General features: G+C 70.1%; 25 protein-coding genes. 12 read left to right on the forward strand and 13 right to left on the reverse strand.

What is annotated here, in order from left to right; all coding sequences use genetic code 11:
• Positions 1-11 precede the first annotated feature (11 nt).
• From ACQPWU_RS31770 to ACQPWU_RS31780, 3 genes are all read left to right on the forward strand, one after another.
• Positions 12-1,229, forward strand: coding sequence for a cytochrome P450 (locus ACQPWU_RS31770; protein WP_433428107.1), 1,218 nt, complete (start codon positions 12-14; stop codon positions 1,227-1,229).
• 156 nt (positions 1,230-1,385) lie between these two features.
• Positions 1,386-2,006 (forward strand): TetR/AcrR family transcriptional regulator, encoded by a 621-nt coding sequence (locus ACQPWU_RS31775; protein WP_433428109.1) that lies wholly within the window; start codon positions 1,386-1,388, stop codon positions 2,004-2,006.
• 234 nt (positions 2,007-2,240) lie between these two features.
• Positions 2,241-3,458, forward strand: coding sequence for a cytochrome P450 family protein (locus tag ACQPWU_RS31780; RefSeq protein ID WP_433428110.1), 1,218 nt, complete (start codon positions 2,241-2,243; stop codon positions 3,456-3,458).
• 117 nt (positions 3,459-3,575) lie between these two features.
• Here the strand turns inward: ACQPWU_RS31780 and ACQPWU_RS31785 are convergent, their stop codons facing one another.
• Both ACQPWU_RS31785 and ACQPWU_RS31790 read right to left on the reverse strand, forming a co-directional pair.
• On the reverse strand, positions 3,576-3,875 hold the full coding sequence (locus tag ACQPWU_RS31785) for a hypothetical protein (protein WP_433428112.1): 300 nt from the start codon (positions 3,873-3,875) through the stop codon (positions 3,576-3,578).
• 4 nt (positions 3,876-3,879) lie between these two features.
• Complete coding sequence (locus ACQPWU_RS31790; RefSeq protein WP_433445339.1) at positions 3,880-4,380, reverse strand: hypothetical protein; 501 nt, start codon at positions 4,378-4,380, stop codon at positions 3,880-3,882.
• Between ACQPWU_RS31790 and ACQPWU_RS31795 the strand changes: the two genes are divergently transcribed.
• The 7 genes from ACQPWU_RS31795 (at position 4,357) to ACQPWU_RS31825 (ending at position 9,536) form a co-directional block, all read left to right on the forward strand.
• A complete protein-coding gene (locus ACQPWU_RS31795; RefSeq protein ID WP_433445340.1) occupies positions 4,357-4,788 on the forward strand; it encodes a sensor histidine kinase in 432 nt (143 codons plus the stop codon). The two genes, ACQPWU_RS31790 and ACQPWU_RS31795, sit on opposite strands and share 24 nt — an antisense overlap.
• Complete coding sequence (locus tag ACQPWU_RS31800) at positions 4,758-5,093, forward strand: PAS domain-containing protein (RefSeq protein ID WP_433428114.1); 336 nt, start codon at positions 4,758-4,760, stop codon at positions 5,091-5,093. The genes ACQPWU_RS31795 and ACQPWU_RS31800 overlap by 31 nt, the downstream gene beginning before the upstream one ends.
• On the forward strand, positions 4,985-5,989 hold the full coding sequence (locus tag ACQPWU_RS31805; RefSeq protein WP_433428117.1) for a sensor histidine kinase: 1,005 nt from the start codon (positions 4,985-4,987) through the stop codon (positions 5,987-5,989). The genes ACQPWU_RS31800 and ACQPWU_RS31805 overlap by 109 nt, the downstream gene beginning before the upstream one ends.
• A 134-nt stretch (positions 5,990-6,123) precedes the next feature.
• Positions 6,124-6,603 carry a GbsR/MarR family transcriptional regulator gene (locus ACQPWU_RS31810; RefSeq protein ID WP_433428119.1) on the forward strand — a complete coding sequence of 160 codons (480 nt, stop codon included), beginning with the start codon at positions 6,124-6,126 and terminating at the stop codon, positions 6,601-6,603.
• A complete protein-coding gene (locus ACQPWU_RS31815; RefSeq protein ID WP_433428121.1) occupies positions 6,600-7,406 on the forward strand; it encodes a class I SAM-dependent methyltransferase in 807 nt (268 codons plus the stop codon). The genes ACQPWU_RS31810 and ACQPWU_RS31815 overlap by 4 nt, the downstream gene beginning before the upstream one ends.
• A gap of 75 nt (positions 7,407-7,481) precedes the next feature.
• Positions 7,482-8,684 carry a cytochrome P450 gene (locus tag ACQPWU_RS31820; RefSeq protein WP_433428123.1) on the forward strand — a complete coding sequence of 401 codons (1,203 nt, stop codon included), beginning with the start codon at positions 7,482-7,484 and terminating at the stop codon, positions 8,682-8,684.
• A 402-nt stretch (positions 8,685-9,086) separates the two neighbouring features.
• On the forward strand, positions 9,087-9,536 hold the full coding sequence (locus tag ACQPWU_RS31825; RefSeq protein WP_433428126.1) for a hypothetical protein: 450 nt from the start codon (positions 9,087-9,089) through the stop codon (positions 9,534-9,536).
• Between the two features lie 192 nt (positions 9,537-9,728).
• Here the strand turns inward: ACQPWU_RS31825 and ACQPWU_RS31830 are convergent, their stop codons facing one another.
• Complete coding sequence (locus ACQPWU_RS31830) at positions 9,729-12,293, reverse strand: DUF6493 family protein (RefSeq protein WP_433428129.1); 2,565 nt, start codon at positions 12,291-12,293, stop codon at positions 9,729-9,731.
• Between the two features lie 124 nt (positions 12,294-12,417).
• Here ACQPWU_RS31830 and ACQPWU_RS31835 point away from each other — a divergent pair, with 124 nt between their 5' ends.
• Positions 12,418-12,822: a YybH family protein gene (locus tag ACQPWU_RS31835; RefSeq protein WP_433428132.1), complete on the forward strand. Its 405-nt coding sequence runs from the start codon at positions 12,418-12,420 to the stop codon at positions 12,820-12,822.
• A 70-nt stretch (positions 12,823-12,892) separates the two neighbouring features.
• Here ACQPWU_RS31835 and ACQPWU_RS31840 read toward each other — a convergent pair whose 3' ends face one another.
• Positions 12,893-13,525, reverse strand: a complete 633-nt coding sequence (locus tag ACQPWU_RS31840; protein WP_433428134.1) for a hypothetical protein — start codon at positions 13,523-13,525, stop codon at positions 12,893-12,895.
• A 381-nt stretch (positions 13,526-13,906) separates the two neighbouring features.
• Here ACQPWU_RS31840 and ACQPWU_RS31845 point away from each other — a divergent pair, with 381 nt between their 5' ends.
• Positions 13,907-14,296 (forward strand): sigma factor, encoded by a 390-nt coding sequence (locus ACQPWU_RS31845; RefSeq protein ID WP_433428137.1) that lies wholly within the window; start codon positions 13,907-13,909, stop codon positions 14,294-14,296.
• A gap of 97 nt (positions 14,297-14,393) precedes the next feature.
• Here ACQPWU_RS31845 and rph read toward each other — a convergent pair whose 3' ends face one another.
• The 9 genes from rph to solA form a co-directional block, all read right to left on the reverse strand.
• The gene (rph, locus tag ACQPWU_RS31850) at positions 14,394-17,048 is read right to left on the reverse strand and encodes a rifamycin-inactivating phosphotransferase (RefSeq protein ID WP_433428140.1); all 2,655 of its coding nucleotides are present in this window, start codon (positions 17,046-17,048) and stop codon (positions 14,394-14,396) included.
• A gap of 31 nt (positions 17,049-17,079) precedes the next feature.
• A complete protein-coding gene (locus ACQPWU_RS31855; protein WP_433428141.1) occupies positions 17,080-17,805 on the reverse strand; it encodes a TioE family transcriptional regulator in 726 nt (241 codons plus the stop codon).
• Positions 17,806-17,931: 126 nt separating this feature from the next.
• On the reverse strand, positions 17,932-19,074 hold the full coding sequence (locus ACQPWU_RS31860) for an NAD(P)/FAD-dependent oxidoreductase (protein WP_433428143.1): 1,143 nt from the start codon (positions 19,072-19,074) through the stop codon (positions 17,932-17,934).
• Positions 19,075-19,085: 11 nt separating this feature from the next.
• Positions 19,086-19,883, reverse strand: a complete 798-nt coding sequence (locus ACQPWU_RS31865) for an ABC transporter permease (RefSeq protein WP_433428145.1) — start codon at positions 19,881-19,883, stop codon at positions 19,086-19,088.
• Positions 19,880-20,752 (reverse strand): ABC transporter permease, encoded by an 873-nt coding sequence (locus tag ACQPWU_RS31870; RefSeq protein ID WP_433428148.1) that lies wholly within the window; start codon positions 20,750-20,752, stop codon positions 19,880-19,882. The genes ACQPWU_RS31865 and ACQPWU_RS31870 overlap by 4 nt, the downstream gene beginning before the upstream one ends.
• Positions 20,716-21,807: an ABC transporter ATP-binding protein gene (locus tag ACQPWU_RS31875; protein WP_433428150.1), complete on the reverse strand. Its 1,092-nt coding sequence runs from the start codon at positions 21,805-21,807 to the stop codon at positions 20,716-20,718. The genes ACQPWU_RS31870 and ACQPWU_RS31875 overlap by 37 nt, the downstream gene beginning before the upstream one ends.
• Complete coding sequence (locus ACQPWU_RS31880; protein ID WP_433428153.1) at positions 21,804-22,841, reverse strand: ABC transporter substrate-binding protein; 1,038 nt, start codon at positions 22,839-22,841, stop codon at positions 21,804-21,806. Before ACQPWU_RS31880 ends, ACQPWU_RS31875 begins: the two co-directional genes overlap by 4 nt.
• On the reverse strand, positions 22,838-23,893 hold the full coding sequence (locus ACQPWU_RS31885; RefSeq protein WP_433428156.1) for an ABC transporter substrate-binding protein: 1,056 nt from the start codon (positions 23,891-23,893) through the stop codon (positions 22,838-22,840). Before ACQPWU_RS31885 ends, ACQPWU_RS31880 begins: the two co-directional genes overlap by 4 nt.
• The gene (solA, locus tag ACQPWU_RS31890; RefSeq protein ID WP_433428158.1) at positions 23,890-25,005 is read right to left on the reverse strand and encodes an N-methyl-L-tryptophan oxidase; all 1,116 of its coding nucleotides are present in this window, start codon (positions 25,003-25,005) and stop codon (positions 23,890-23,892) included. The genes ACQPWU_RS31885 and solA overlap by 4 nt, the downstream gene beginning before the upstream one ends.
• Positions 25,006-25,056 lie beyond the last annotated feature (51 nt).

Below are 25,056 nucleotides of genomic sequence, written 5' to 3' on the forward strand. Positions count from 1 at the left end.
GAGCCGAAACCATGACCGCCGACACCCTGCTGGAACGGATCAGCGACTACGCCAACCGCTCCAACCCCTACCCCCTGTACGCGGAACTCCGCGAAGCCGGTCCCGTGGTGCGGCAGGCGGACGGCAGCTACCTGATCGGCACGTACCACGAGATCAATGCTCTGCTCCATGACCCACGGATCAGTGCCGATCCCCGCAGCCGCCCGGCCCCAGCCCCCGGCCTGTCAGAGGAGGAGCGGCAGCCGCCCTTCCTGCGGCTCGACGACCCCGCGCACCACAGGCTGCGCACCCTGGCCATGCGGCCGTTCGGCCCGCCGCACAGCCCCGGCCGGATCGACGCCATGCGCGGCCAGATCACCGAACTCACCGAGGAACTGATCGAGGCGCTCCGGGATCGCACCCAGATCGACATCGTCGACGACTTCGCCTACCCGCTGCCCGTCACGGTCATCTGCCGGTTGCTCGGCGTCCCGCGAAAAGACGAGCCGCTGTTTCGGCAATGGTCCGACGCAATTGTCGCCTCCGCTGACGTCGGGCCCGGGCAGGACACCATCGAGCGGGATCGGGCGGGCGAACAGGCCCGGGCCGAGATGGGCCGCTACCTGGTGAACCTCGCCGAGCAGCGCCGCGGCCATCCCAGTGACGACATGCTCTCCGCCTTCATCAACGAACCGGACCCGGCCATGCGGCTCACCCGTGAGGAACTGGCGGAAACCGCCGTACTGCTGCTCATCGCCGGACACGAGACCACGGTCAACCTGATCACCAACGGGGTACTCACCCTGCTGCGCCACCCCGACCAGCTCGACCGGCTCCGCCGTGATCTCGGCCTGCTGCCCAGCGCGGTGGAGGAACTGCTGCGCTACGAGCCCCCGGTGCAGATGCGCGAGCGCATCCCGCTCGCTGACGTCGATGTCGCCGGCACCACCATCCCTCAAGGCACCTCTCTCGTCCTCGTGCTCGCCTCAGGCAACCGCGATCCCCAACGGTTCCACGAGCCCGATCGGTTCGATCCCACCCGCCCGGGCAACGAGCACCTCGGCTTCGGCAGTGGCATCCACCTGTGCTACGGCGCACCGCTCGCCCGCGTCGAGGCCCAGATCGCCCTCCGCGCGTTGATCCCCCGCCTCGGCACCGCGACCCTGATCCAGGACCCGCCCCCTTACCGGCAGAACGCCATGCTGCGCGGACCCCGCCATCTCCCCGTCGAGGTGCGCCGGCCCGCCTGACACCCGGGCGAGCCCAGCTCCGAGCCCACATGTGCCTCTGGCAGCGCCATCACAGCGCCCTCAGGCTGCCGCAGGGCCACCCGTGTCGCGTCGCCGCTTGTTTGACTGCTGTCAAATACTCGCCCTACTGTTTGCCTTGTGTCAAAGAGTCGTCGCATGCCGCGCCTGACCCCGGACGCGCGCCGCGGGCAGATCGTGGAGGTCGCGGCGTCTCACTTCGCACGCGAGGGCTACGAGGGGCTTTCCGTGCGGGCGATTGCCGCAGACGCCGGCGTGACGCGCGCGCTGGTGTACCACTACTTCCCGGGGAAAGATGCCTTGCTTGAGGCGGTGCTCAGGCGCGAGGCCGAAATACTTCTCGAGGTGACTGCGCCGGATCCCGAGCTCTCCCCGCAAGAGAACCTGCGACGCAGCCTGGCCGCATACCTCGATCACTTCTGCGCCAGCGGCCGGTTGGCTGACCTCACCGCCCCCGGGGCGGCGGCCCCGCCGCTGGTACGCCAGCTCGTGGCTGCCGGCCACCCGGTACAGGTGGAACGCGTGCTCGGCTTGCTGGGACAGGAGGACACCCCGGTGATGCGGCTTGCCGTCGGGGCCTGGCTGGGTTTCGTCGTGCAGGCTGCGCGGGAGTCCGTGAACAGCCCTGCCGTGGCCAAGGCTGAGGTCACGCGGTTGTGCATGGAGGTGCTGCGGGTCGTCACCGGATCGACGTTCGATCAAGAAACCGTCGGGACGGCGTACGGCGCCTCGTCACCGAACGAGGGAGGAGGCCGATGAGGATCGTCGTCCGGGGAGCAATCGGCGCGACCGGCCAAGGAGGTGGTTCGGCAGGTTCTGGTTGCAGGGCACGACGTCCCCTATTGCTTGACTTGTGTCCAAGAGCGCGTACCGCACGTGAGCCCGGCAGGGCGCTGTGGGCAGATCGTGAAGGCCGCGGCATCTCACTTCGCATGAGAGGGCTACGAGGCGGTGCCCGTGTGGGGCGATCAACACCGTAGAGAGAGGTACTTGATGACGCACCTAGCGACCGTCGGTCTGGACGGTCCGTTCTTCGCTGATCCGGACGAGCTGTACCAAAAGCTGCGCCTGGAGTCGCCGGTCGTGCGCGTAATCACGCCGATAGGCCTGCACGCCTGGATGGTCACCCGCTATGAGGACGTCCGGCCCGCGCTGAACGATCCGCGACTATCCAAGAGCGCCGCCCGGTTCGCCGAGATCCTCGAGCAGCGATCGATCCCGCCCGACAGCCGGATACAGCTCGCCGACTCCGTGGCCGGGCACATGCTCAACACGGACCCGCCGGACCACACTCGGCTCCGCAAGCTGGTCAACCGCGCGTTCACGGTTCGGGCGGTCGCGCGGATGCGGCCCCGCATCGAGGAGATCGCGAACCGGCTGGCTGACACGATGGCGGCGAAGGGAGCCGGCGAGGCGACCGTCGATCTGATCGACGAGTTCGCCTTCCCGCTGCCGATGACTGTCATATGCGAGCTTCTGGGCGTTCCAGACGGCGAGCGGGACGACTTCCGCGCCTGGTCGAACACCCTGCTCTCGTTCTCGCCGCAGCAGGAGCGCATCGCGGCGGCCGGCGCGATGCGCGACTTCTTGACCCGGCTTGTTGCCGACAAAGGCGCGAACCCGGGCGACGACATGCTCTCAGCGATCGTGCAAGCCTCTGAAGACGGTGACTCTCTCTCGCCTGGCGAGGCCCTCTCGATGGCGTTCCTGCTGCTCGTGGCCGGGCACGAGACCACGGTCAACCTCATCGGCAACGGGGTGCTGGCCCTGCTCCGCCACCCCGACCAGCTCGCCGCGTTGCGCGCCGACCCGTCGCTGATACCCAACGCTGTCGAGGAGTTCCTGCGCTTCGACGGCCCGGTCAACCTCGCGACCTTGCGCTACACCACCGAGCCGGTCGAGTTGGGAGGGACCATGATCCCGGCCGGCGAGGTCGTGCTGGTCTCGCTGGTGTCCGCCAACCGCGACCCTGAGCGCTACCGCGAGCCGACGGAACTGGACGTCACACGCGACGCCTCCGGGCACGTCGCGTTCGGGTACGGGATACACCACTGCCTCGGTGCCCCGCTGGCACGGCTGGAGGGTGAGATCGCCTTCCGCACCCTGATCGAACGGTTCCCGGACCTGGCCCTCGCCGAGGAGCCACAGCGGCTCGTCTGGCGGCAGAGCATGCTGATCCACGGCCTGACGCGGCTACCCGTCCATCTCTGACGGGGTGAGACACGCGGCGAGGTGCCTATCAGTCAGGCCCTTTGCCGCGTGGCTCCCCTTCAAACGCCGTGGTGGACGTGACCACGGGCATCCCAGGAGACCGAGACGGCCGTGCAATCATGTCAGCTGCGCGGGACCGGCCACGTCCGCGTAGCCGATGATCTGGGTCGCCAGGACCGCCACCGTGGCCAGAGCGGCGGCTGAGCCGATCAGCACCACCGCAGTGTGCGGGCCCAGTAGCCAGAGAAGGGTGAGAGCGGCCAGCGGCGGCGCGCAGAACGCGGCCAGGTCCACCGCCGGCTGTAGCCGCTTGCGGGAGGGACGGCGGGGGTCGTGGCGGCGGTATCCCTCCCATTGGAACATCTCGATGTCACCGGAGCCGTCGTCGACGAGGCCGACCAGGCTGCTGTCTGCCATCCCTTCAGCAGACCTCAGCAGCCAGGCACCGCCACCACCGCTCAGCCGATCTGAAATGAAACGCTCTGGACCGGCTCACCAGCCATCGCCTGCCTCTGCTACGCGGTGGCGTTGGGGAGAAGGCGGTCGAGCTCGGGCAGGGGCGTTGGCAGATTTGGCGGGCTTCGTCGGTGGGGATGCCGAAGGTGCGCAGCAGGTCTTCCGCGATCTGGTCGGTGGCTTGCGCCTCGTCGCGGTCTGGCTGGGTGTGGAGAAGTTGGCCGAGGCATAGTGCGGCGCCTGCGGCCATGACGAGGGCGACCTGCGAGTCCTCGGCGAAATGGAGGCAGGCCCACCCATGGAGCCGCAGCAGGTCGACCTCGCGGAGCTGGTCCGGGACGAGGTCTGCCACCGAGTCGATCGCCTCGCGGTCCAGCTCTTGCTTCAACCGGGCGTGACCGTGTAGGCCGTCCCGATCCGGATCGCCCGGCTGGTCACCAACCTGCTCGACAACGCTCAACGGCACGCCCAGCGGATGGTCGAGGTCAGGGTGAGCCGCACGGGCGGCAGCGCCGAGATGACCGTGGCCGACGACGGAGAAGGAATCGTGAAGTCCGAGCGGGAACGGATCTTCCAACGCTTCACCCGCCTGGACGCCGCACGCCGCATCGACCACAAAGGCACCGGCCTCGGCCTGGCCATCGCCCGCGACATCGCCCAGGCGCACATGGGCACCCTCCACGCTACGGAGTCCGCAACGGGCGGGGCCTGCTTCGTGCTGCGGCTTCCCCTCGCATCTGGCAAGCCGGCGGGCAAGGCAGAGGCCCGAACAAGGCTAGGGATCTTCGACCCTGCCAGGCATAACGGAGAGGAACGCGATGACACCACGTTGACTACGCCGCCGTGTTCGCGGCCATTCCGAGCCCGTGTCTGATCATGACGCTGAATCTGACCATCGTGGCCGTCAACCAGGCATACGCCGACGCCTGCGGACTTCAGACAGAGGAATTGCTGGGCCGGTATCTCCTCGACCCGTTTCCTCGTAATCCCGCCGATCCGATGAGATCCGGGCGCTGCGCAACCTCGAAGCCTCGCTCTGCCAGGTCCGGGCCACCGGACAGTCCGACGTCATGGCTCCGCACAAGACCGCCATGCCGGTGCCCGGCAGCACGGACGTGTTCGAGGAACGGTACTGGAGCGCGATCAACTCTCCCACCCTCGGCCCGGACGGAGCGGTGAGGCTGTTCCTCCACCTGGTCGAGGACGTGACCGCGTTCCTTCCCGGACGACAGCAGGCCGGCTCGCGGGCGAGCAGGCTGGACGCGCACGAGCACGCGACCGAACCGGAGCGCCACGCCTCCGCCAAGGAACCGCAGGAACTGAACGAACAGCTGAGGGAGGCGAAAACGCACGTCGAACAGCTGCTTGACCGGCAGCGTCAGTTCGCCGCTGACGCCTCGCACGAGCTCCGTACGCCGATCGCCAGCCTACGCCTGCAAGTAGAAGCGGCGAAGCTGCATCCAGAAGATGTTGACCTGCCCGATCTCCTGGAGCATGTCATGGGTGGGATCGTCCGGGTGGAAAATATCATCAGTGATCTCCACCTTCTGGCCCGGCCTCAGGCCGACACCGGGAGGATTCTTGAGGATGTGGACCTGACGGAACTGGTCGAGACACAGGCGGCTCGCTGGGCCGACCGGTGCAACCTGCGGATCGACGTCGATCCCGCGGTGACGGTGAACGCCGCCCCGGGCGAGATCGCCCGATTGTTCGTCGCCTTGCTCGACAACGCCCGACGTCACGCCACCCACATGGTGGAGGTTCGCCTGCACGGAGCAGGCGAACATGCCGAACTGGCCGTGACTGATGACGGCCAGGGAATCGCCCTGCCGACCGCGAACGCGTATTCCGGAACTTCGTCCGGCTGGACACCGCCCGCAGCCGCGACCGGGGCGGTGCCGGCCTGGGGCTGGCCATCGCGCGCGACATCGCCTCAGATCACCACGGCACCCTGCACATCGAAGACTCGGCGACCGGTGGCGCGTGCTTCGTCTTCCGCATTCCCCTCGCCCGCTGACACCGGGCCTGATCCGGCCCATCTTCACCCCCGCAGCGCGTCCACACCAGCCCTATAAGCCCATTTCGGCTTACTTGGTCTGTCCTCCTTCCTCACTTTCAAGGAGCGACGTACTGGCCCCTTGCCCAAGGCCGAGGGCGGACGTACGCTTCGTAAAGTACGTACTTTACGATGCTGTCGGAGTTGGCATAGATGGATCCCCGGGAAAGCGAGTTCGTCGACCGGCTGGGGCTGGTCATGGAGCGTTTGGGCGGCACGCGGACGATGGGCCGCCTGTACGCGTGGCTGATGATCTGTGACCCACCACACCAGTCCCTCACCGATCTGGCGGCGCAGCTCAGCGTGAGCAAGACCGCGATCAGCACGGTCGCCAGGCAACTGGAGGCGGTCGCCATGATCGAGCGCGTCCCCACGTCGAGCCGCGAGCACCATTACCAGGTGGTCCACGGTGGATGGGAGCACGTCATGCGGGTCCAGCTGGCCGCCATGCAGCCGGTCCTGGAGACGCTGGACTTCGGGCTCTCGGTCGTCGGCGACGATCGGCACGAGCAGCGGGCGCGGTTGGAGGACACCAGGGAGTTCTTCGCCTTCACCGCGCGCGACCTGGACGAGTTCCTCCAGCGCTGGCGGGAGTACCGCGAGAAACCGGAAGACGATGGGGGCGTCGAATGAACGCGGAAAAGGTGGATTTCAGCGGCGTCACCGACGAAGGGGTGACCTGGACGCTCCTGGGCACCCTCTACCTGCGGGCATGGGAGAGCCGGCTACCGGCGCCGATCCTCGGCGACCACCACGCGGCCGAGGCCATCCGGCGCATCGACTACGACTTCGCCAAGCTGAAGCGGCGCATGCGGCCGAACAGCAACCAGTTCCTGGTGGCGCTGCGGGCCCGGCAGCTCGACGACTGGAGCGCCGCCTTCCTGTCCCGGCATCCGGACGCCACCGTGCTGCAACTGGGCTGCGGCCTGGACAGCAGGATGCTCCGGCTCGGCCCGCAGGGGGCGCCGCGCTGGTTCGATCTCGACATTCCCCAGGTCATCGACCTGCGCCGCCAGATCTACCCGGAACACGGCTCGTACCGGATGATCGGCGCGTCGGTGACGGACGACGGCTGGCTGGAGAAGATCCCCGCCGACCGCCCCGCCCTGATCATCGCCGAGGGGCTGCTGCCCTACCTGACCCCGTCCGAGGTGCGCCGCCTGCTGCAGCGGCTGACCGACCACTTCACCTCAGGCGAGTTGATCTTCGATGGGCTGGCTCCATGGGTGGTCCGGATGACCAAGTTGTTCCACTGGTCCCCGCGCGACGGCCGGGACGTCGAGCGCTGGAACCCCCGCCTCACCTGCGCCGACCAGGTTCCCCTCACCACGCACTACCGCAGGATCCCGGTACGGCTCTACCGCGTCATCTACCGGCTCATGAACGCCGTACCGGGACTGCGGAACATATCCGTGGAATACCGCTTCACGTTCTGAACACTCGGCAGGCCACGGAGTCCATCCCAACCTTTCACGGATACCGACAACAGACCCACGACCAAGGGAGAGGCGATGGCTGACATCGTCGAGCGGTACAACATCCCCGAACAGCACTTCTGGCTGCGCGGGCAGCGATCGGGCCCGCCTGTCGAGTACGACGCCCGCGCCGGGATGTGGAACGTCTACGGTTACCCGGAACTGCACGAGGTCCTCGGCGATCCCGCCACGTTCTCCTCCGACACCATGCGCGTGATCCCCAAGCACCTGAGACCGGACAGCAAGGACCTCTCGCTGGAGGGCTTCATCACCCAGATCGACCCGCCGGAGCACGGCAAGCTACGCAAGCTGGTCAGCAGCGCCTTCACGCGGAAGGTCGTCGCGGATCTCGAGCCGAGGATCGCCGCCCTCACCCACGAACTGCTCGACGCGGCACAGGATCGCGGCCGGCTGGAACTGGTGACCGATCTGGCCTATCCCCTCCCGGTCATCGTCATCGCCGAACTCCTGGGCGTGCCCAGCAGCGATCGCGCCCTGTTCAAACAGTGGGCCGACGGGCTGTTCCAGCGCGACACCAAGGTCTCACTCGCCGAGCCCGCCGAAGAACAGAACGTGGACATGGAGGCCACGCTGAAACCGTGGAAGGACATGGCCGCCTACCTCGCCGGCCACGCCGCGGAACGAAAACGACAGCCGCGCGCCGACCTGCTCACCAGGCTGGTCGAGGCCGAGGTGGACGGCGAACGCCTTCCCGACGGCCAAGTGGTCAACTTCGCGATCGTCCTCCTGCTCGCCGGACACATCACCACGACGATGCTGCTCGGCAACACGGTGCTGTGCCTGGACGCCTTTCCCGAACAACAGGACAAGGTACGGGCCGACCGCGCCTCGATCCCGGACGTCATCGAGGAATCCCTCCGCTTCCTCACCCCGTTCGCCGCCCTCGGCCGCGCCACCACCCGCGAAGTCGAAATCGGCGACGTGACGATCCCGGCCGATCAAATGCTCATGGCCTGGCTCGGGGCAGCCAACAGAGACCCCCGGCAGTTCCCCGACCCTGACGTCTTCGACCCCGGCCGCGACCCCAACCCGCATCTCGGCTTCGGCCGCGGCATCCACTTCTGCCTGGGCGCCCCCTTGGCCCGCCTGGAGGGACGCGTCGCCCTGAACATCCTGCTCGACCGATTCGACCGCCTGTGCACCGACCCGGGCGACCCGGTGAACTTCATGCCCACGCCGACCATGACAGGAGTGAGCCGCCTTCCGCTGAAGATCTGACGCCCGAGGACCCGGCAATGCCGGAAAACGGCGCCCTCGCCGATGAGGCCGAGGGCGCCGTCCTGGTTCAGCACGGAGCTGGACAGGGCGCCTCTCGGTGACGTTGGCGCACCGGCGCCAGCTGCAGAATTCGGCGATGTATCCCTCCGGGCGGATGAGCACGCTGGTCGGTGCGGTGATGTGGAACGCCTGGTGGGCAATGTGCTGACTGACGTGCAGGACGTGCGGGCCGGCGGTGGAGCGTGTGGCGGTCATGCGGGTGGCGGCCCCGCCACGCGGAAGGCTCCAGGCCGCGGGGGCCGGGCACCCGAATGGAGCCGGCGCAAACAACACCAACCAAGTAGCGCATTGCAGCGTCTCACCTACTGTCTGTGCTCACGCACCTCCTGGGAGGAACGCTCCATGCCGACCATCAACCCCGCAGCACGCAATCGAGCGAAAGGGTGCGGCTGCCTTGTCGTCGCCCTCCTGCTCGTCGTGGGCGGATGCAGCGCCCTCTTCGGCAACGACGACCGAGCCCCCGCGTCTGCCGCCTACACGCCGGCGCCGATCCCGTCGTACAGGCCCTGGACGCCGGAACCTCGGATACCGCGACCCGTGGCAGGCCGCGGCGACGACGGCGTCGCCGACCGTTACGACGGAGCGACCACCCTCAACGACATCGATGACCACGACCCCAGCAAGGGCAAACGCCTCAAGCGGAAGAAGACCCGCCGGCCCCGTCCGCACCCGCAACCGGAACCGATGCAGGTCGGCAACGTCCGCCCGGGCGGGTTCTGCGGCACACCGGGCGCTGTTGGAACCTCCCGTGGCCGCATCTACCGTTGCCGCGGCGGCCACTGGCGGCGCTGAACAGCGCTTAACTGCTCTTGGCGCCATTCCTGACACCGTGGAGTACGGCCTCCTCAGGTCAGGACCGACGGCTCTCCGGGCTCCGGGACCACGCCGCACGCTGGGCTTTCCCGGAGTGGGCACCGCAGACCGGCGACAGGAGCCACTTGTACGCGGGGTTCGGTTGACGACGGCACACCGATCCCGACGCCTTTACAATGTAGATTTCTCAGGGGCGGTCACGAGGTGCCGTAACCGCCGCGCCTCCTGGACCATCCGGCTCGAACCCTTGCGGGCCGCCACCGCCGCCACTTCCGGCAGCTCAGCACGTATCCCCGCGATCCTGGCCGCCCTCGCCCCCGCCGCGAGGAGGTCGGCCACCCCCGCACGTGGCCGTTCGCCCTCCTTCGGCAGCAGCCCCGGCAGCAGCCGCACGATCAGCTCCCACACCGTCTCGTGCGCCCCCGCCTGCGTGGCGTCGTCGAGCACCGACACCACCCGGTTGAGCTTGAGAACGCCCCGCGTGACCAGCTCCGTGAGCGCCTTTCCCAGCGCCGCCACCGGAACCTGCCTGCGCGCCGCCAGCGTCAGCAGCGCGTCGGTGGCTGCCGCCCGGCTGGTGGCGTTCGCGTGGCCCATGCCGCAGGCCAGCGCGTGCGCCATGCCCTCACCGATCGGGCCGTCCGCGTACGCCAGGCCCACCAGCGCCTGGGTGGGCAAGTCGTTGAACTCCATGCCGACTGACAGGTTCCAGATCAGGTGCGCGGCCACGACCTCCCGGTGCGAGGGCATGACGAGAGGCCACCACTCGAGCGTGTACGCGTAGCCGGTCTCGAGCTCGTACAGCTCGCGGATCGGCTCGGGCAGGTCGCCCGACAGCTCGGCCTTCAAGTCCCGCGTCGGCTCCCCCTGCCGCGGGCGATGCTCCACGACGAGGACCTTCACTCCCGGATCGGCCGGGCGGCCGCCGCGCATCCAGGCGTCGCACGTGCGGCCCGCCTCCGAGGTCAGGCCCTCCGCCCGCCGCCGACACACCTCCGGGATGTCGCGAGGCAGCCGCAGCAGGGCCTGCGCCAGATCCAGGGGCAGCGCCCGCACGCCGGCGGCTTCCTGCACCTCGAGGCGATCGAGCAGCACACCGGGGTCGATGTGGCCGGTGCCCGCGGTGGGCGTGGCCAGCAGGACCGGGTAGCCGTTGCCACCCTCGAACGACCGCGCGAGCTCGTGGGCGCGGCGCACGTAGATCCGGTCCAACGCGCGCAGAGGCAGCGCTTGCTTGACGGCCGTCTTCGACAGCGACCTGCTGTCCTCGGGCGAGGCGAACGCGAGGAAGGCCCGGCGCACGGCCTGAACCGCCCCGTCGTAGAGTCGGTCCCCGTAATGACCGAAGAAGACCGGATCGATCGGCTGCGACCAGGGACGCAATGCCTCGCGGAGCGCGGCGGGCGCCCGGTGCGACCACTCGGCCAGCCCGGCCAGGAGCCGCTCGAACGTGTAGGGGTCCAGGTCGGGCGCGGCGGCCTCGCGTACGAGCCGCTCCGCCGAGGCGATGGGCGCCGGCATCGCCGGGCCGTCCCCGACCGCGGGAAGCGGGGTGACGGCGACCTCCTCCGCCTCGATGCCGCCGCCGTACGCCGCCGAGATCTTCTCCCGCAGCTCGCCGGGCAGCACGGCCGCCGCCTGGCGTATGGCCTCGCGACCCGGCTCACCGGCCTGCCGGGCCAGCTTGACGGCCAGCCGGACGGCGCGCTCCTGCAGGGCCAGCGTATCCTGCGCGAAGATCACGGAGAGCGCGGCCAGCACGACGTCCACCCGCCCCGCGTCGCGCAGCACGGCGTCGCCGGCCCACGAGACCACCGCACGCAGCAGCTTCTTCTCCGGCCGGAACGCCAGCGCCTCCACCGCCTCGGCGAACAGCTCCTCCTCCAGCCGCCCCGCCTCTTCGAGCCGCCGCAGCTGCGCCAGCGCCAGATCGGCCACCGGGACCGGCCCGGCGGGCAGCAGCCTGGTGTAGTCGGCGGCCCGCTCGGCCGACTCGTCGATGTCGAGGTCGAGCCGGTCGTGCAGGATCGCGAGGGCGGCCGGCGCGGACGGCCCGTCACGTAGCAGCCGCCCCACGACACCGTCGATGACCACCTTCCGCTCCAGCAGCCCGTCCTCGACGAGCCGGACGATCGTGCCCACCTGATCGGGGAGGGCCTCCCCCAGGCCGTCGATCTCGAAGATCCGCGGCGCGAACGCGGCGAACAGCGGATCCGTGGCCACCGGCTTCGAGTCGAGCGCGCGCAACCAGCCCACCATGAACGCGTCACCGGCCGGCGGCTCGATGCCGGTCTCCCGCACGAACGCCGCGGCCACCTCCCAATGCCGCAGCTCGGGCACGCGCAGCCGCCTGGCGATGCGGCGCGCCACGTCTGCCTTCCACGCGGCGGGCCGCTCACGCAGCAGCTCGAGAACGAGCTCGTCGTCGCCCCGCATCCAGCGGAACTCGCGCCTGAACAACCACGCCGCGACGGCCGCCGCCCCACCGAGGCACCCGACCCCGGCCAGCAGCATCGACCTGAGCTGCTCCTGCCGGACCGACCCGTCGCCCTCGGGCCGCAACGTGGCCACGTATCCCGGCAGCCGCTCCGCGACCTCCTTCCGACCGGCCGCGTCCAGCTCGCCGATCAGGCGAACCACCTTGCCGGTCGCACCACGCGCGGCCAGCTTGACCAGCCGCTCCCACGCGCTCACCCGGCCGCCTCTCCAGCGGGCCGGGAAGAAGAACGGGCGCACGAACACACCTCCGCTGCGTCAGCCATCGCGGCGACCCTAGCGGGCGCCCACGACAATCTCGGGCTCCGCGAGACCGCGGAGTTCCGGCCTGAGACAGGCCGGAGCGTGTTATGATCATTTTGTCATGAATAGTCATGACACATCCCGGCCTTACGTGCTTCTCACCGGAGACCCCGACGGCCCCGCCGCCCGCTTCGTCACGGCCATGAACGCCGGCGACCCTCAGGCGATCGACCACGTCTACGAGGACGGCGCAGTCCTCGTACCGGTGCCCGGCCATCCCGTCACCGGCCCCGCACGACTCGCCGCCAACCAGCACCTGCAGGGCTTCGGGCTGCCGATCGAGGCGCGTCCGAGGCACGCGTACGTGGCCGGCGACATCGCCCTGCTCATCGTCGACTGGTCCATGCGCGGCACGGCACGCGACGGCACCGAGATCGACATGAGCGGCACCGCCACCGACGTCGTCCGCCGCGGCCCCGACGGCCAGTGGCGCTACGTCATCGACAACCCCCACGGCACCGTCTGACCGGCTCAGCCGCCGAATTCGGCGACGTGGTCCCGCGTCCACCGGCCATAGGTGCGCGCGCGGCCACCGGTCACCTTCTCGGCCGTGTCCGTGGCCGGCGCCGGTCGTCGACCTCGACGGACAGGCATCGCCACGGCATGGCGAACGGGATGGGATCGCCGCTCGCCACCCGCACAGGCTCCTCCGGGAGGAAGTGGACGACCGTCCCGGTCGTGCCGTCATCGTCGATCGGTACCAGATCGGTCACGGGCGCGCCATGTTCGTAACGCTGAGTCCAGGATCCGTTGTGGCGGCGGTTGGTATGGACGAGCCACTCGCTGAGCGCCGCGACGACGGACATGCCCCGGCGCGGATGACCATCGAACAGCAACTGTGCGTCAGGGTGATCGAAGAACCGCAGGTCTTTCGACGCCATGACCGGCTTCTTCACGACCCGTCCATTTTCGTCAAAGCGGGTGTCAGTGCCTCGCCCGTCATCTGCCACGGACACTGAGCCATCGGGGTGGAGTGTCACGACACAGCACCCTCCGTTGTTGCACTCCGCCTCGTCGGCTGCATAGGCGACGACTTCAAGGATCAGATGCCGGACACCACCGGGAGCGAATGTGTCCGGGTTCTGACGGATGCACGCCAAGTGACCGAAGTCCACCACGCTCGCCCAGTCGTGCGTCGTGTTACGCCAGGAAGCCCTTGATATATCCACCGGAGAAGTATGCCAAGTCATCCCCGAGCCGTAGCGGCGGCCTGATGATCTTCCAGAGCCCCAGTACGGAGTCCTGGTCTACATGCCGGCGCCGGGCGACGCGATGAAGATCTCGCCTGAGTACGACACCGGCGCCCTGCCCGAGAGGGCGCTGGCGGGCATCGCGGTGTCGCGGGCTATGCGCTGCAGCCCAGCACCACGGCCACGTCCGTGCGCGGCGGCGGCTTCGTCACCGACGGCCCGAGGCCAAGGAGGCCGTCGCCGGGTTCTTCATCCTGGAGACACCGGATCTGGACGTCGCCCCGAAGATCGCCGAGCTCAACCCGGACTACCTGGACGGCGGCGGCGTGGAGGTCCGGCCGCTGTTCGCCCGCCGGCGGAGTGAGCGACAGCAGGGCCGCGGTCGAACGCGCCGTGGCGGACGCGCACCGTCGCGAGTGGGCCTTCGTGCTCGCCGCGACGGCGCGCGTCGCCGGCGACCTCGATCTGGCCGAGGAGTGCGTCCAAGACGCCTACCTCGCCGCACTGGAGGCCTGGGCCCGCGACGGCGTGCCCCGCAAGGCCGGCGCCTGGCTCACCACCACCGCCAAACGCAAAGCACTGGACGTCCTGCGCAGGGACCAGGTGTTCCGGGCGAAAATGCCGCTGCTCGCAGAACCGGACGAGGTCGAGATGGATGAGCCCGACGACAAGGCGATCCCCGATGACCGCCTGCGCCTGATCTTCACCTGTTGCCACCCCGCGCCGGCTCGGGAGGCCAGGTGGCGCTGACCCTGCGCCTGGTGTGCGGGGTCGGCACCGGCGAGCTGCCCGCATGGACTACCTGCGCCGCACACCTACACGTATCCGCGCAGCCCACAGGATCAGGTCAGAGCAGTTCGACGTACCCCTCGGTGCCGTTGACGCGGATGAGCTGCCCGTCCTCGATGCGCCGGGTGGCGTTCTCCACGCCGACGACCGCGGGCAGGCCGTACTCCCTGGCGACCACCGCGCCGTGGGTCATCACTCCCCCGACCTCCATCACCACCCCCTTGACGGAGACGAACAGCGGAGACCAGCTCGGGTCGGTGAAGACCGTTACGAGGATGTCGCCCTCCTCGACCGCCGCCTCGTCCATGCTCAGCACGACCCGGGCCCGCCCCTCGACGACGCCGGACGACACCGCGATGCCCGCCAGCGCCCCCTCGGGCAGGGCGCCGGTGTCGTACTCGCCGGAGATCACCTCACCCTCGGAGGTGATGACGCGCGGCGGCGTGAGCTTCTGATACTCCTCGAACGCCTCGCGCCGCTCCTCGATGAGCGAGTAGCCGAGCCGTCCGGTCCGCACGACCTCCCGGAACTCCTCGAGTGACAGGAAGTACACGTCCTCGGGCTCCTTGACCACTCCCCGCTCGACGAGCTTCGCGGCCTCGGCGAGCAGCGCCCGCTTGTACAGCTCGTACCGCTGGAGCAGGGCGTGCTTGGAGTACTCGCGGTAGCCGATGAAGTGGCGGATGAGGCTCATCTGCCGCGCCGCCTTCTTCGCCTTCCGCTCGCCGCCGGGCAGCTCCCTGAGGCGCTCCAGCAGGTCGGCGATGGTGCGCTCGGCCTCGGCCCGGCCCCGCTCGGCCTTGCGGGCGCGCTCGCCCGGCGGGAAGTTCCTCACGTTGCTCAGCAGGAGCGGGACGAGCTGGGTGGGGTCCTCGCTCCACCGCGTCCTGGTGATGTCGATGTCGCCCGAGCAGTGCATCCCGTACGCGTGCAGATAGTGCTCGATCGCGCGGCGGGCCTCCGGACCGCCCTCCAGGCCGTCGAGCCCGGTCAGGAGCGTGTCGCGATCGGCCCGTTCGAGGTGCTCGAGCACCGACGGGTACGGGCGGATCGCGTCGGCCACGTCGAGCAGGTCGAGGCCCATGGCGGCCACCACGTTGTGGTCGGCGGACTGGGCGATGGGGTCGGCGGCGTTCTGCACGCCGAGCCAGGCCTTCATGTGCTTGTTGACCCAGTTCACCGCCTGGATGCCGACGAAGGCCGCCGCCACGCTGCGCGGGTCGAACGTGAGCCGGGCCAGCACGTCGTGGTCGTCCAGGATGTACGCGAACAGCGCGTCGCCCGACTTGCCCGCGATGCCCCGCCGCAGCTCCTCGACCGTCCTCTCGTTCTCGGCGATCAGCTCGGGCACGGCCTCGGTGTCGTCCTTGCCGGACATCTTCAGGTACTGGCGGGCCATCGGCAGCAGCCCGCCCTCGCCGAAGTCCAGCATCGAGGTCTTGCCGTGGGCCAGGTCGCGCACGAAGTCCTTCCTGGCCAGGACCTGGCGCAACGCGTTGGCCATGAGGACGTCCACCTGACCGAGGCTCTTGAGCGTGACCGCGCGGGCCCACGTCGAGGACAGCTCCGGCGACACGTCCTTGTAGAAGCGGCCGCCGGTCACCGTCCCCGCCGAGCGGCCCAGCCGGTCGTGCAGGAGCGCGAAGACCGACAGGCCCAGGGGCTTGAAGGCGTCGGTCATCATCTGGCGGTGCCCGTACGACATGTAGACGTGGTTCTTGCCGTCGCCGGTCGCGGGCACCGGGTAGAGCGTGGTGATGGGGCGGCTCTGGAGGATCTGGAACTCGCCGTCGACCAGCCCCCACTCGATGTCCTGGGGGCGGCCGAAGTGGCTCTCGATGCGGCGGCCCAGCCGTTCGAGGCGGACGATCTGCTCGTCGGCCAGGGTCTGGACGTGCCGGCGGGCGGGCTCGATCTCCCTCTCCTCCGTGCCGCCGTCCGGGGAGGGGCGCAGCTCGATGGTCTGGGTCACGACGTTCCGCGCGATGATCTCGCCCGCGCGCACCCGGTAGTTGTCGGCGTTCGCCACGCCCGACACGAACGCCTCGCCCAGGCCGAACCCGGCGTCGATCGAGACCACGTTCCTGTTGCACGTCACGGGGTCGGCGGTGAACATGATGCCCGCCGCCTCGGGGAAGACCATCCGCTGCACGACCACGGACACGCGGACCGCGTGGTGATCGAAGCCGCTCTTGATGCGGTAGGCCACCGCCCTGTCGGTGAACAGCGACGCCCAGCAGCGCCGTACGCTCGCGAGCACCGCCTGCTCTCCCGTGACGTTCAGGTACGTGTCCTGCTGCCCGGCGAACGAGCTCGACGGCAGGTCCTCGGCGGTGGCGCTGGAGCGCACGGCGCAGGACCCGTCGCCGAGCTCGCCGAGATGGCGCAGGATGTCGCCCTCGATCTCGGCCGGCACGGGCAGGGTCTCGACGGCCGTCCTGAGCCGCGCGGCCGCCTCGGCGATCCCGCCCCGGTCGTCCGCCCGCAGCCTGGAGAGCCCGCCGATCAGCTGGGCGACCGTCTCGTCCGACTCCACCACCGCGCGGTAGGCCTCGGTGGTGACGCAGAAGCCCGGTGGCACCCGCACGCCCTCGACGGCGGACAGCTCGCCGAGGTTGGCCCCCTTGCCACCGACCAGCGGGAGCAGCGTCTTGTCGATGTCGTGGAAGCCGAGCACGTATGCACCCATGGCGTCATCCCGTCTGCCTGTCATGGCGGATTAATATACAGAGCTGTACTGTATCTTAATCCGTCGGAGCTCCCCGCAGGAGGGCGTCGAGCTCCGCGGCGCCGGCCAGCATGGCGCGGCCGCGCGCCGACAACCGGGCGTGCCAGTCACGCAGCGTGGCCTCGAGGGGTGCCACCCCTCCTGCGGAGCGCACCTGCGCGAGCAGCGGCGCGATCTGCTCCAGCAGGTAGCCGCCGCGCCTGAGCTGGTGGACCAGCCGGGCATCCCGCACGTCGGCGGCGGTGTAGACGCGGTAGCCCGTTTGAGGGTCGCGTCGCGGATCGACCAGCCCGGCGCGCTCCCATTTACGGAGGGTGGCGGGCCTGACCCCGAGCCTTCTGGCCAGGGGGCCGATGAAGGTGTCGCCTACGGGCTCGTGGCGTTCCAGAGGCCTGGACCCGTCCTCGGACGTGAGATCGCGAAGCGCCCGCTCGACGGCCAGCAGCGTGCGGCGGTCGTCGAGCAGTTGGGCGTGGCTCTCGTCGATGAGCTGCAGGGCCTGCTCGACCGCGCCCCTGCTGACCTCTCGCATGATCGAGCTGGCCGTCTGGTGCCCGTGGCCGGGCACCAGGGCGAGGAACGCGCGTAGCGCCTGCGCGTGGGCAGGGGTATAGGCGCGGTAGCCGCTGGACGTGCGCGCGGCCGGCGGGAGGATGCCCGCTTCTTCATAGTTCCGGATCGCCTGCGTGGACAGACCGTGCTCGCGCGCCAGGTCCACGGGGCGGAGTCGCTCACGGGGCATTGCAAAAGCTTAGGTGGCGGGCCTGCCTTCGCGGGCGCACGGCCATGGGCCTGCCGCGCCGTACTCCGGATGAGGGCACCTGCGCCTCCTGCCGCGAAGGACCTCAGCCAGAGTACGGCGGGCGGGTTACTGCTGTCCCGGCCGCCGAGCCGGGGCCGGGGCCGGGCCGGCGGTGCCGTCGGCGAAGCGGGTGGGGCGGAAGGGGGCAAGCAGCGGCGACTCCTCGCCGTACAGCTCCCCCGCCACCTCGCCCAGCAGCAGCGGCGCCAGTGTGACCCCGCTGTGCGTGGCCACCGTGTACAGGCGCCGCTCGGCGTCCGCGAAGCCCGCCACCGTGAGCCCGTCGCCGGGCATCGCCCGCTGGCCCACCACCGCCCGCTCCACGGTGGCCCCGTCCGTGGCACGCAGGACGCCGGGCAGCAGGGCCATGATCGAGTCCAGGACGTCGGCCGGCACCGGGACGGCGGGGTCGGCCCGGCCGTCCAGGGGCAGCGACTGCAGCAGCAGCCGCCCGCCCCCGTCCGGGCGCAGGTTGAGCCCCGCCGTGGTGAGCACACGCGACAGGCGGGCGGGCACCGGGGCGGTGGTGACCAGGAAGCCGTTCGTGACCGCGCCGGACACGGCCGGGTCCAGCATCGGGACCTCCGCCCCGGCCATCGCCGCCACCCGCTGCGTCCAGCGTCCGGTGCAGGTGACCACCACGTCACCGGCGAATGTACGCCCGCCGGCCAGCGTCACCTTCGCACCCGACGACGACGTCTCGATGCCGGTGACCTCCGCGCCGCACTCGACCACGGCCCCGCCGTCCCGCGCCTCCCCGAGCAGCCGGCCGAGCAGCCGCAGCGGCTGGACGTAGGCCTCGACGGGGAAGAACACGAACTCGGCGCCCGCGGGCGGCGGCACCAGGTCGGGCTCCAGGGCGAGGGCGCGCCCGGCGGTCACCCGCTCGACCGGGTAACCCATGCCGGCCAGCCGCTCCACGCGGGCCTCGAGCAGTTCCTTGTGCTCGTCGGTGACCGCGTACTCGAGGTTGCCCATGGGGTGGAACCAGTCGCCGGGGAGCTGGTGGTGTGCCCAGACGGCGGCGTGGTTGAGGTCGAAGTACGCCTTGGGCGTCTTGTTGTTGGCGTTGACCCACGCGACCGACGTGGACGTCGTACCGGATCCCGGGGTACGCGCCTCCAGGACGGTGACCTGCGCGCCGCGCCGGGTGAGCCCGGCCGCGACCGCCGATCCGACCACCCCCGCACCGATGACGACGACTCGCACACTGGCTCCTCTCACTTGTGATCCGTGTCGGCGCCGAACAGCCTGGCCACGCCGACGAAACGTTCGATGACGACGACCGCGACCACGGCGAACAGCACCATCAGGGTGCCGATGGCGGTGACCGTGGGGTCGTAGTCGTACTGCATGTAGTTGAAGATCCGCACGGGCAGCGTCTGCAGGTCGGTGGTGACCACGAACAGCGCCACGGTGAGGTCGTCGAATGAGGTGATGAACGCGAAGAACGCGCCGCCGATCAGCGCCCCGCGCACGGCGGGCAGCGTCACGTGCCAGAACACCAGGAACGGCGGAGCGCCGAGCCCGGCCGCCGCCCTCTCCGCCGACCGGTCCAGGCCTGCCAGCCCGGCCAGCACCAGCCGCACCGCGTACGGCACGGTCAGCACCAGGTGCGCCAGCAGCAGCGTGAACGGGCTGGAGGCCAGCCCCATCTGCGCGAACCACTGCAGCAGCCCGATGCCCAGCACGATCGTGGGCACCGCGAACGCGCTCGACAGCACGGCCTCGAGCGCGCCGCGCCCGGGGAAGCGGTGCCGGTGGATGGCCAGCCCGCAGGCCAGCCCCACCACCGCCGACACGGCGGCCGCGGCCACCGCCACCCCGGCGCTGACCGCGAACGACGACAGGAACTCCGGCTTCTGGAACACCTCGGCGTACCAGCGCAGCGTGATGCCCTGCGGCGGGAACGTCACGTATGAGGTGGTCGTGAGCGAGGACGCCACCGTGACCGCGACCGGCGCGATGAGGAACAGCCCGACGAGGAACGCGAAGACGGTCCCGAGCACCCGGGTCATCCGAACACCACCTCCCCCTGGCCACGGCGCAGCAGGCGCGAGTAGCCGAGCAGCAGCCCCGTCGTCACCACCACCAGCACGAACCCGATCGCGGCCGCGTACGGCCAGTCGAGCGTGGTGGTGGCCTGCGTGTAGACGAAGTACGGCATGAGCTTCACCTTCGGGCCGCCGAGTATCGCCGGGGTGACGAAGCTGGAGGCGGTCAGGCTGAACACGATCATCGCCCCGGCCAGCATGCCGGGCGCCGACAGCGGCAGCGTGATCCGCCAGAAGCAGGTCCATCCGGGCGCGCCGAGCCCCTTGGCCGCGGGCACGAGCGTCGGGTCGATCCGGTCCAGGCTGCCCATCAGCGGCAGCACCATGTACGCCAGCATCACGTGGACCATGCCGATGAGCACGGCCGTGTCGTTGTAGAGCAGCTGGGGCGGGGTCAGGCCGAGCCACTTGATGACGGCCGCGACCGGGCCGTTCGGCCCGAGCACCACCAGCCAGCCGTACGCGCGGATGACCATGCTGATGAGCAGCGGCGACAGCAGCAGCAACGCCAGCCAGTTCCGCACGCGGGGCGAACGGCCGCGCATGTAGAGGGCGAACGGGTAGCCCACGACCAGGCAGCTGATCGTGGTCAGCGCGGCGACCTTCAGCGTGTTCCACAGCACGTCCCGGTAGAACGGGTCGCCGAGGAAGCGCTCGTAGTTGCTCAGCGTAAAGGCGCCCGTCTGCGTCCTGAAGCTGTTGGCCACCAGCGTGAACAGCGGCGCCACGAACAGCAGCGCGAAGATCGCGATGGCGGGCAGGGCCAGCAGCAGGCCCGTACGCCAGCGCGGGCGGGTCAGCGAGCCGCCAGCGACGCGTCCGACGGCCGCCATGCGCAGGTCACCTCCTCGCCGACTGCGGGGACCTGGGCGTCGAAGGGCAGCGCCGCCGTCACGTTCCCCGCCTTCGTGGCGACCACGCAGCGGATGCGCGCCCCCAGGAACCGGGTCTCCTGCACGGTGCCCCTGAGCCCCTCGCCTTCCACGCGTATCCGCACGACCTCGGGCCGCACGTACACGCGCACGGCCGCGCCCTCGGCCGGGGGTTCGCCCGCCGGGGTGGCGGCGACGACGGCTCCCGCCACCTCGCAGGCGTGCCCCTCCTGGGCGGGCCCGGCGGCGGTGCCGTCGAGGGCGTTGACCTCGCCGATGAACTGGGCCACGAAGTCGGTGGCGGGCCGCAGGTAGATCTCCTGCGGCCGGTCGAGCTGGTGGATGACGCCGTCGGCCATGACCGCGATGCGGTCGGAGACTGCCAGGGCCTCCTCCTGGTCATGGGTGACCAGGATGGTGGTGGTGCCGATGCGGCGTTGCAGCGCGACGACCTCCTCGCGCAGCCGTACCCGCAGCTGGGCGTCGAGGTTGGAGAACGGCTCGTCGAGCAGCAGCAGGTCGGGCTGGATGACCAGAGCCCTGGCCAGCGCGGCGCGCTGCTGCTGCCCGCCGGACAGCTGCCGGGGGTGCCTGCCCGCCATGCCGTCCAGGCCGACCATCTCCAGCACCTCGGCGACCTGCTTCTTCCGCTGCGACACTCCGACCTTGCGCATGCGCAGGCCGAAGGCCACGTTGTCGGCGATCGTCATGTGCGGGAAGAGCGCGTACGACTGGAAGACCATGCCCATGGAGCGGCGGTGCGGCGGAGTGCCGGTGATGTCCGTGCCGTCCACCTCGATGACGCCGCCGTCGGCGCCCAAGTGGCCGGCGATCATGTTGAGGGTGGTGGTCTTGCCGCAGCCGGAGGGGCCGAGCAGGGTGAGGAACTCGCCCGGTTCGGTCTCCAGGTCCACGGCGGAGACCACCTCCTTGCCGCCCAGCACCTTGCGAACGCCGTCCAGGCGCAGCCGCCCGCGCCTCACAGCGGTCTCCACCGGAGCCTCGACGATGCTCATGATCGCTCGACCTCCTTCGTCCACCGGTCGGTCCACGCCGCCCGTGAGCCGTTGACCTCGGTCCAGTCCAGCGGTTTCATCTCGGCCGCCTGCTTCGACCCGACCACCCGCGCGGCCAGTGCGGCGTCCAACGTGGCGTCGGTGACGGTCGGTCCGTCGTAGCCCTCGGCGGCCAGCTTCTCCTGGATGGCCGGCTCGAGCAGGGCGTTGACGAACTTCTGCGCCAGCTCGGCGTGCGGCGCCTTGTTCACGACGTTCGCGGTCGCGAGCAGCGGGATGGCGCCTTCCTCCGGGTACGCGAACTTGATCGGGAACTTCTTGTCCGCCAGCGTCTCCACCCGGGACCCGCCCCAGACCGTGGCGACCGCCTGGCCCTGGAGGAAGTAGTTGGACACGTCCGCCGTGGTGTCGAAGGTGAAGGCGTTGGCCGCCACCTTCTTGACGCCCGCGAAGCCCGCCTCGACCGAGCCGCCGCCCTCACGGGCCGCCAGCATCAGGGCGCCCACGCCGTAGGTGTTGCTGATCGACGGCAGCACGACCTTGCCCTTGAGCTTCGGGTCGGCCAGGTCGGACAGCCGCTTCGGCGGCTGGAGCCCGTTCTTGGCATACCAGTCGCTGTTGTAGGCGAGCCCGGTCGCGGTGAGGGCGAAGCCGACGCCGATGTCCTGGGGCAGTCTGGCGACCTTCTCGACCTTGTCCAGGCGGGTGACGGCCTTCGGGTCCAGCTTGGCCAGCAGTCCGGCCTGGACGGCCTGGGCCTGCGGGCCGTCGTCGATGAGCGCGACGTCGATCTGCGGCGCGTCCTTCTGCGCCTTCAGCTTGGCCACGGTGTCGGTGGAGCTGCCGGCGATGTAGGTGACCTTGCAGGAGCACGTCTTCTCGAAGCCGGGCAGCACGGCCTGCTCGAAGGCCTCCTGGTACGAGCCGCCGTATCCCGCCACCACGAGTTCGCCCTCCTTGGCGGCGGTCGGGCTTGGCGGGGCGCAGGCCGTCAGCCCGATGAGGGCCAGCGCCGCGGCGAGCAGCCTTGTCATGAGATTTCGATCTCCTTGTTCCAGCGCTCCGTCCACGCGGAACGGTTCTTGTTGATCACGGTCCAGTCGAGCTTCCGGAGCCGGCCCGCGCGGTCCTGGCCCACGACCTTCGCGGCGAGCGCGGGGTCGAGCGTGACGCCTTTGACGGCCGGGCCGTTGAACGCCGCCGCGGCCAGCGCCTTCTGCGAGGACGGCTCGAGCAGCAGGTTCACGAACTTCTGCCCCAGGTCGGCGTGCGGCGCCTTGTTCACCACGTTCACGGTGGCGATCAGCGGCAGCGCGCCCTCCTCGGGGTAGACGAACGCGATCGGGAAGCCCTTGCCGGCCAGCGTCTGCACCCGCGAGTTGCCCCAGATCGTGGCCACGGCCTGGCCCTGGAGGAAGTAGCTGGACACGTCGGCGGTGGTGTCGAACGTGACGGCGTTGGCCGCGACCTTCTTCACGCCATCGAACCCGGGGTCGATGGCCGACTCCGAGCCGCCGCCGACCTTGGCCGCCATGAGCAGCGCGCCCAGCCCGTACGTCTGGGTGATGGACGGCATGACGAGCTTGCCCTTGAGCTTGGCGTCCGCCAGGTCGGCGAGGCGCTTCGGCGGCTGGAGCCCGTTCTTCTTGTAGTACTCGGTGTTGTACGCCAGGCCGGTGGCGTTCAGTGAGAAGCCGACACCGATGTCGCCGGGGAGGCGGGCGATGTCGATGACGTCGGGCAGGTTCGTGACGGCCTTCGGGTCGAGCTTGGCCAGCAGCCCGGCCTCGACCGCCTGGTTCTGCACGCCGTCGTCGATCAGGGCGACGTCGATCTGAGGGCTCGCCTGCTGGGCCTTCAGCTTGGCCACTGTGTCGGTGGAGCTGCCGGCGATGTAGGTGACCTTGCAGGAGCAGGTCTTCTCGAACTCGGGGATGACCGACTTCTTGAACGCTTCCTCGTACGAGCCGCCGTACCCGGCGATGACCAGCGAGTTCTTGGCGGCGGACGGGGCCACGGGCGCGCCGCATGAAGTAAGTGCGAAAGCACCGGCGAGGAGCCCGGTGGTCAGCGATCTGGGTGTCATGGCGACCTCCGAAGGGGGCGATTCGGGGCTAGATGGTCGATATCGCGCTTACTCGCGCCGGTCTCGACCAGGTCGGCGATGATGTCGCCGAAGACGGGGGCGAGTTTGAACCCGTGCCCGCTGAAGGCCGCGGCGAGCACGGTGCGGCCGGTCCTGCCGAGCAGGCCATGGCCGTCGGGGGTGAAGGCGTCGCAGTACGTCGCCACGCGGACCGGGTCGGGCCGCAGCCCGGGCAGCGTCCGCGCCACCGCCTCCCCGACCTGCCTGATGTAGGCGACGGGGACACTGCGGGCCAGGTCCTCCGGCGCGCCGATCTCCCGCCAGGGGACGTGCAGGTTGACCTTGACGCCCGCGCCGTCCACCGAGGGGAAGCAGGAGTAGGCCGGCTCGCCGACGCGGATGGCGATCGGGCAGCGCTCCGGGTCGAACAGGGTCTCGTCGCGGCGCGGGAACCAGGTCGAGGTGATGGCCTTGGTGACGACGGGCGCGTCGGGGAGCAGGGTCTTCGCCCACGGACCCGGGGCCAGCACGACATGGGTGAAGCGGTGCTCACCGTCCTCGGCCACGACGGTCACGCCCGTGGCGTCCTCGCGTACCTCCTTGACCGGGGTGTAGCGGGCGACGCGCGCGCCCGCGCGCTCGGCGGCGGCCGCGGCGGCGCCCACAGCCGGCTCGGGGCGCAGGTAGCCGGCGTCGCGGTCGACGACCATGACCTCGCCGTCGCGCAGCGGGTGCTCGGGGACCCGCCGCCGCGCCTCCTCTCCGGTCAGCACCTCGACGGGCAGGTCGTGGGCGCGGGCGGACTCCAGCACCGCCCGCACCGTGGGGTGCTCGCGCGGGCCGACCGTGACGCCGCCGACCGGGGTCAGCAGGCGGCGTCCCGCGGACCGTTCCAGCTCGGCCCACAGATCGCGGGCCTCGCGCAGGAGCGGCACGTACGCGGGCCCCTCCTTGTAGGCGGTGCGGAAGATCCGCGTCTCGCCGCCGTGGGCGCCCCGGTCGTGGCCCGGGGCGTACGCGTCGAAGCCGACCGCGGGGATGCCGCGTTCAGCCAGGCGCCACAGGGCCATCGAGCCGACGGTGCCCGTGCCGACGACGGCGACAGAGGTCATGAAAGCCACTCCTTCGTGGGGGTTTGAGTGTTCTCGGCGCTCGTTTCGGGG

Source organism: Nonomuraea sp. CA-141351, from assembly GCF_050944675.1.
In the GTDB taxonomy this organism is placed as follows: Bacteria; Actinomycetota; Actinomycetes; order Streptosporangiales; family Streptosporangiaceae; genus Nonomuraea.

Coding starts and splice junctions, on each gene's coding strand:
- ACQPWU_RS31875 (WP_433428150.1), bottom strand. CDS start 21,807: ATGAGCATCGTCGAGGCTCCGGTGGAGACCGCTGTGAGGCGCGGGCGG.
- ACQPWU_RS31810 (WP_433428119.1), top strand. CDS start 6,124: ATGGATCCCCGGGAAAGCGAGTTCGTCGACCGGCTGGGGCTGGTCATG.
- ACQPWU_RS31780 (WP_433428110.1), top strand. CDS start 2,241: ATGACGCACCTAGCGACCGTCGGTCTGGACGGTCCGTTCTTCGCTGAT.
- solA (WP_433428158.1), bottom strand. CDS start 25,005: ATGACCTCTGTCGCCGTCGTCGGCACGGGCACCGTCGGCTCGATGGCC.
- ACQPWU_RS31770 (WP_433428107.1), top strand. CDS start 12: ATGACCGCCGACACCCTGCTGGAACGGATCAGCGACTACGCCAACCGC.
- ACQPWU_RS31885 (WP_433428156.1), bottom strand. CDS start 23,893: ATGACACCCAGATCGCTGACCACCGGGCTCCTCGCCGGTGCTTTCGCA.
- rph (WP_433428140.1), bottom strand. CDS start 17,048: ATGACAGGCAGACGGGATGACGCCATGGGTGCATACGTGCTCGGCTTC.
- ACQPWU_RS31880 (WP_433428153.1), bottom strand. CDS start 22,841: ATGACAAGGCTGCTCGCCGCGGCGCTGGCCCTCATCGGGCTGACGGCC.
- ACQPWU_RS31855 (WP_433428141.1), bottom strand. CDS start 17,805: ATGCCCCGTGAGCGACTCCGCCCCGTGGACCTGGCGCGCGAGCACGGT.
- ACQPWU_RS31870 (WP_433428148.1), bottom strand. CDS start 20,752: ATGGCGGCCGTCGGACGCGTCGCTGGCGGCTCGCTGACCCGCCCGCGC.
- ACQPWU_RS31820 (WP_433428123.1), top strand. CDS start 7,482: ATGGCTGACATCGTCGAGCGGTACAACATCCCCGAACAGCACTTCTGG.
- ACQPWU_RS31815 (WP_433428121.1), top strand. CDS start 6,600: ATGAACGCGGAAAAGGTGGATTTCAGCGGCGTCACCGACGAAGGGGTG.
- ACQPWU_RS31805 (WP_433428117.1), top strand. CDS start 4,985: ATGGCTCCGCACAAGACCGCCATGCCGGTGCCCGGCAGCACGGACGTG.
- ACQPWU_RS31825 (WP_433428126.1), top strand. CDS start 9,087: ATGCCGACCATCAACCCCGCAGCACGCAATCGAGCGAAAGGGTGCGGC.
- ACQPWU_RS31775 (WP_433428109.1), top strand. CDS start 1,386: ATGCCGCGCCTGACCCCGGACGCGCGCCGCGGGCAGATCGTGGAGGTC.
- ACQPWU_RS31865 (WP_433428145.1), bottom strand. CDS start 19,883: ATGACCCGGGTGCTCGGGACCGTCTTCGCGTTCCTCGTCGGGCTGTTC.
- ACQPWU_RS31785 (WP_433428112.1), bottom strand. CDS start 3,875: ATGGCAGACAGCAGCCTGGTCGGCCTCGTCGACGACGGCTCCGGTGAC.
- ACQPWU_RS31835 (WP_433428132.1), top strand. CDS start 12,418: ATGAATAGTCATGACACATCCCGGCCTTACGTGCTTCTCACCGGAGAC.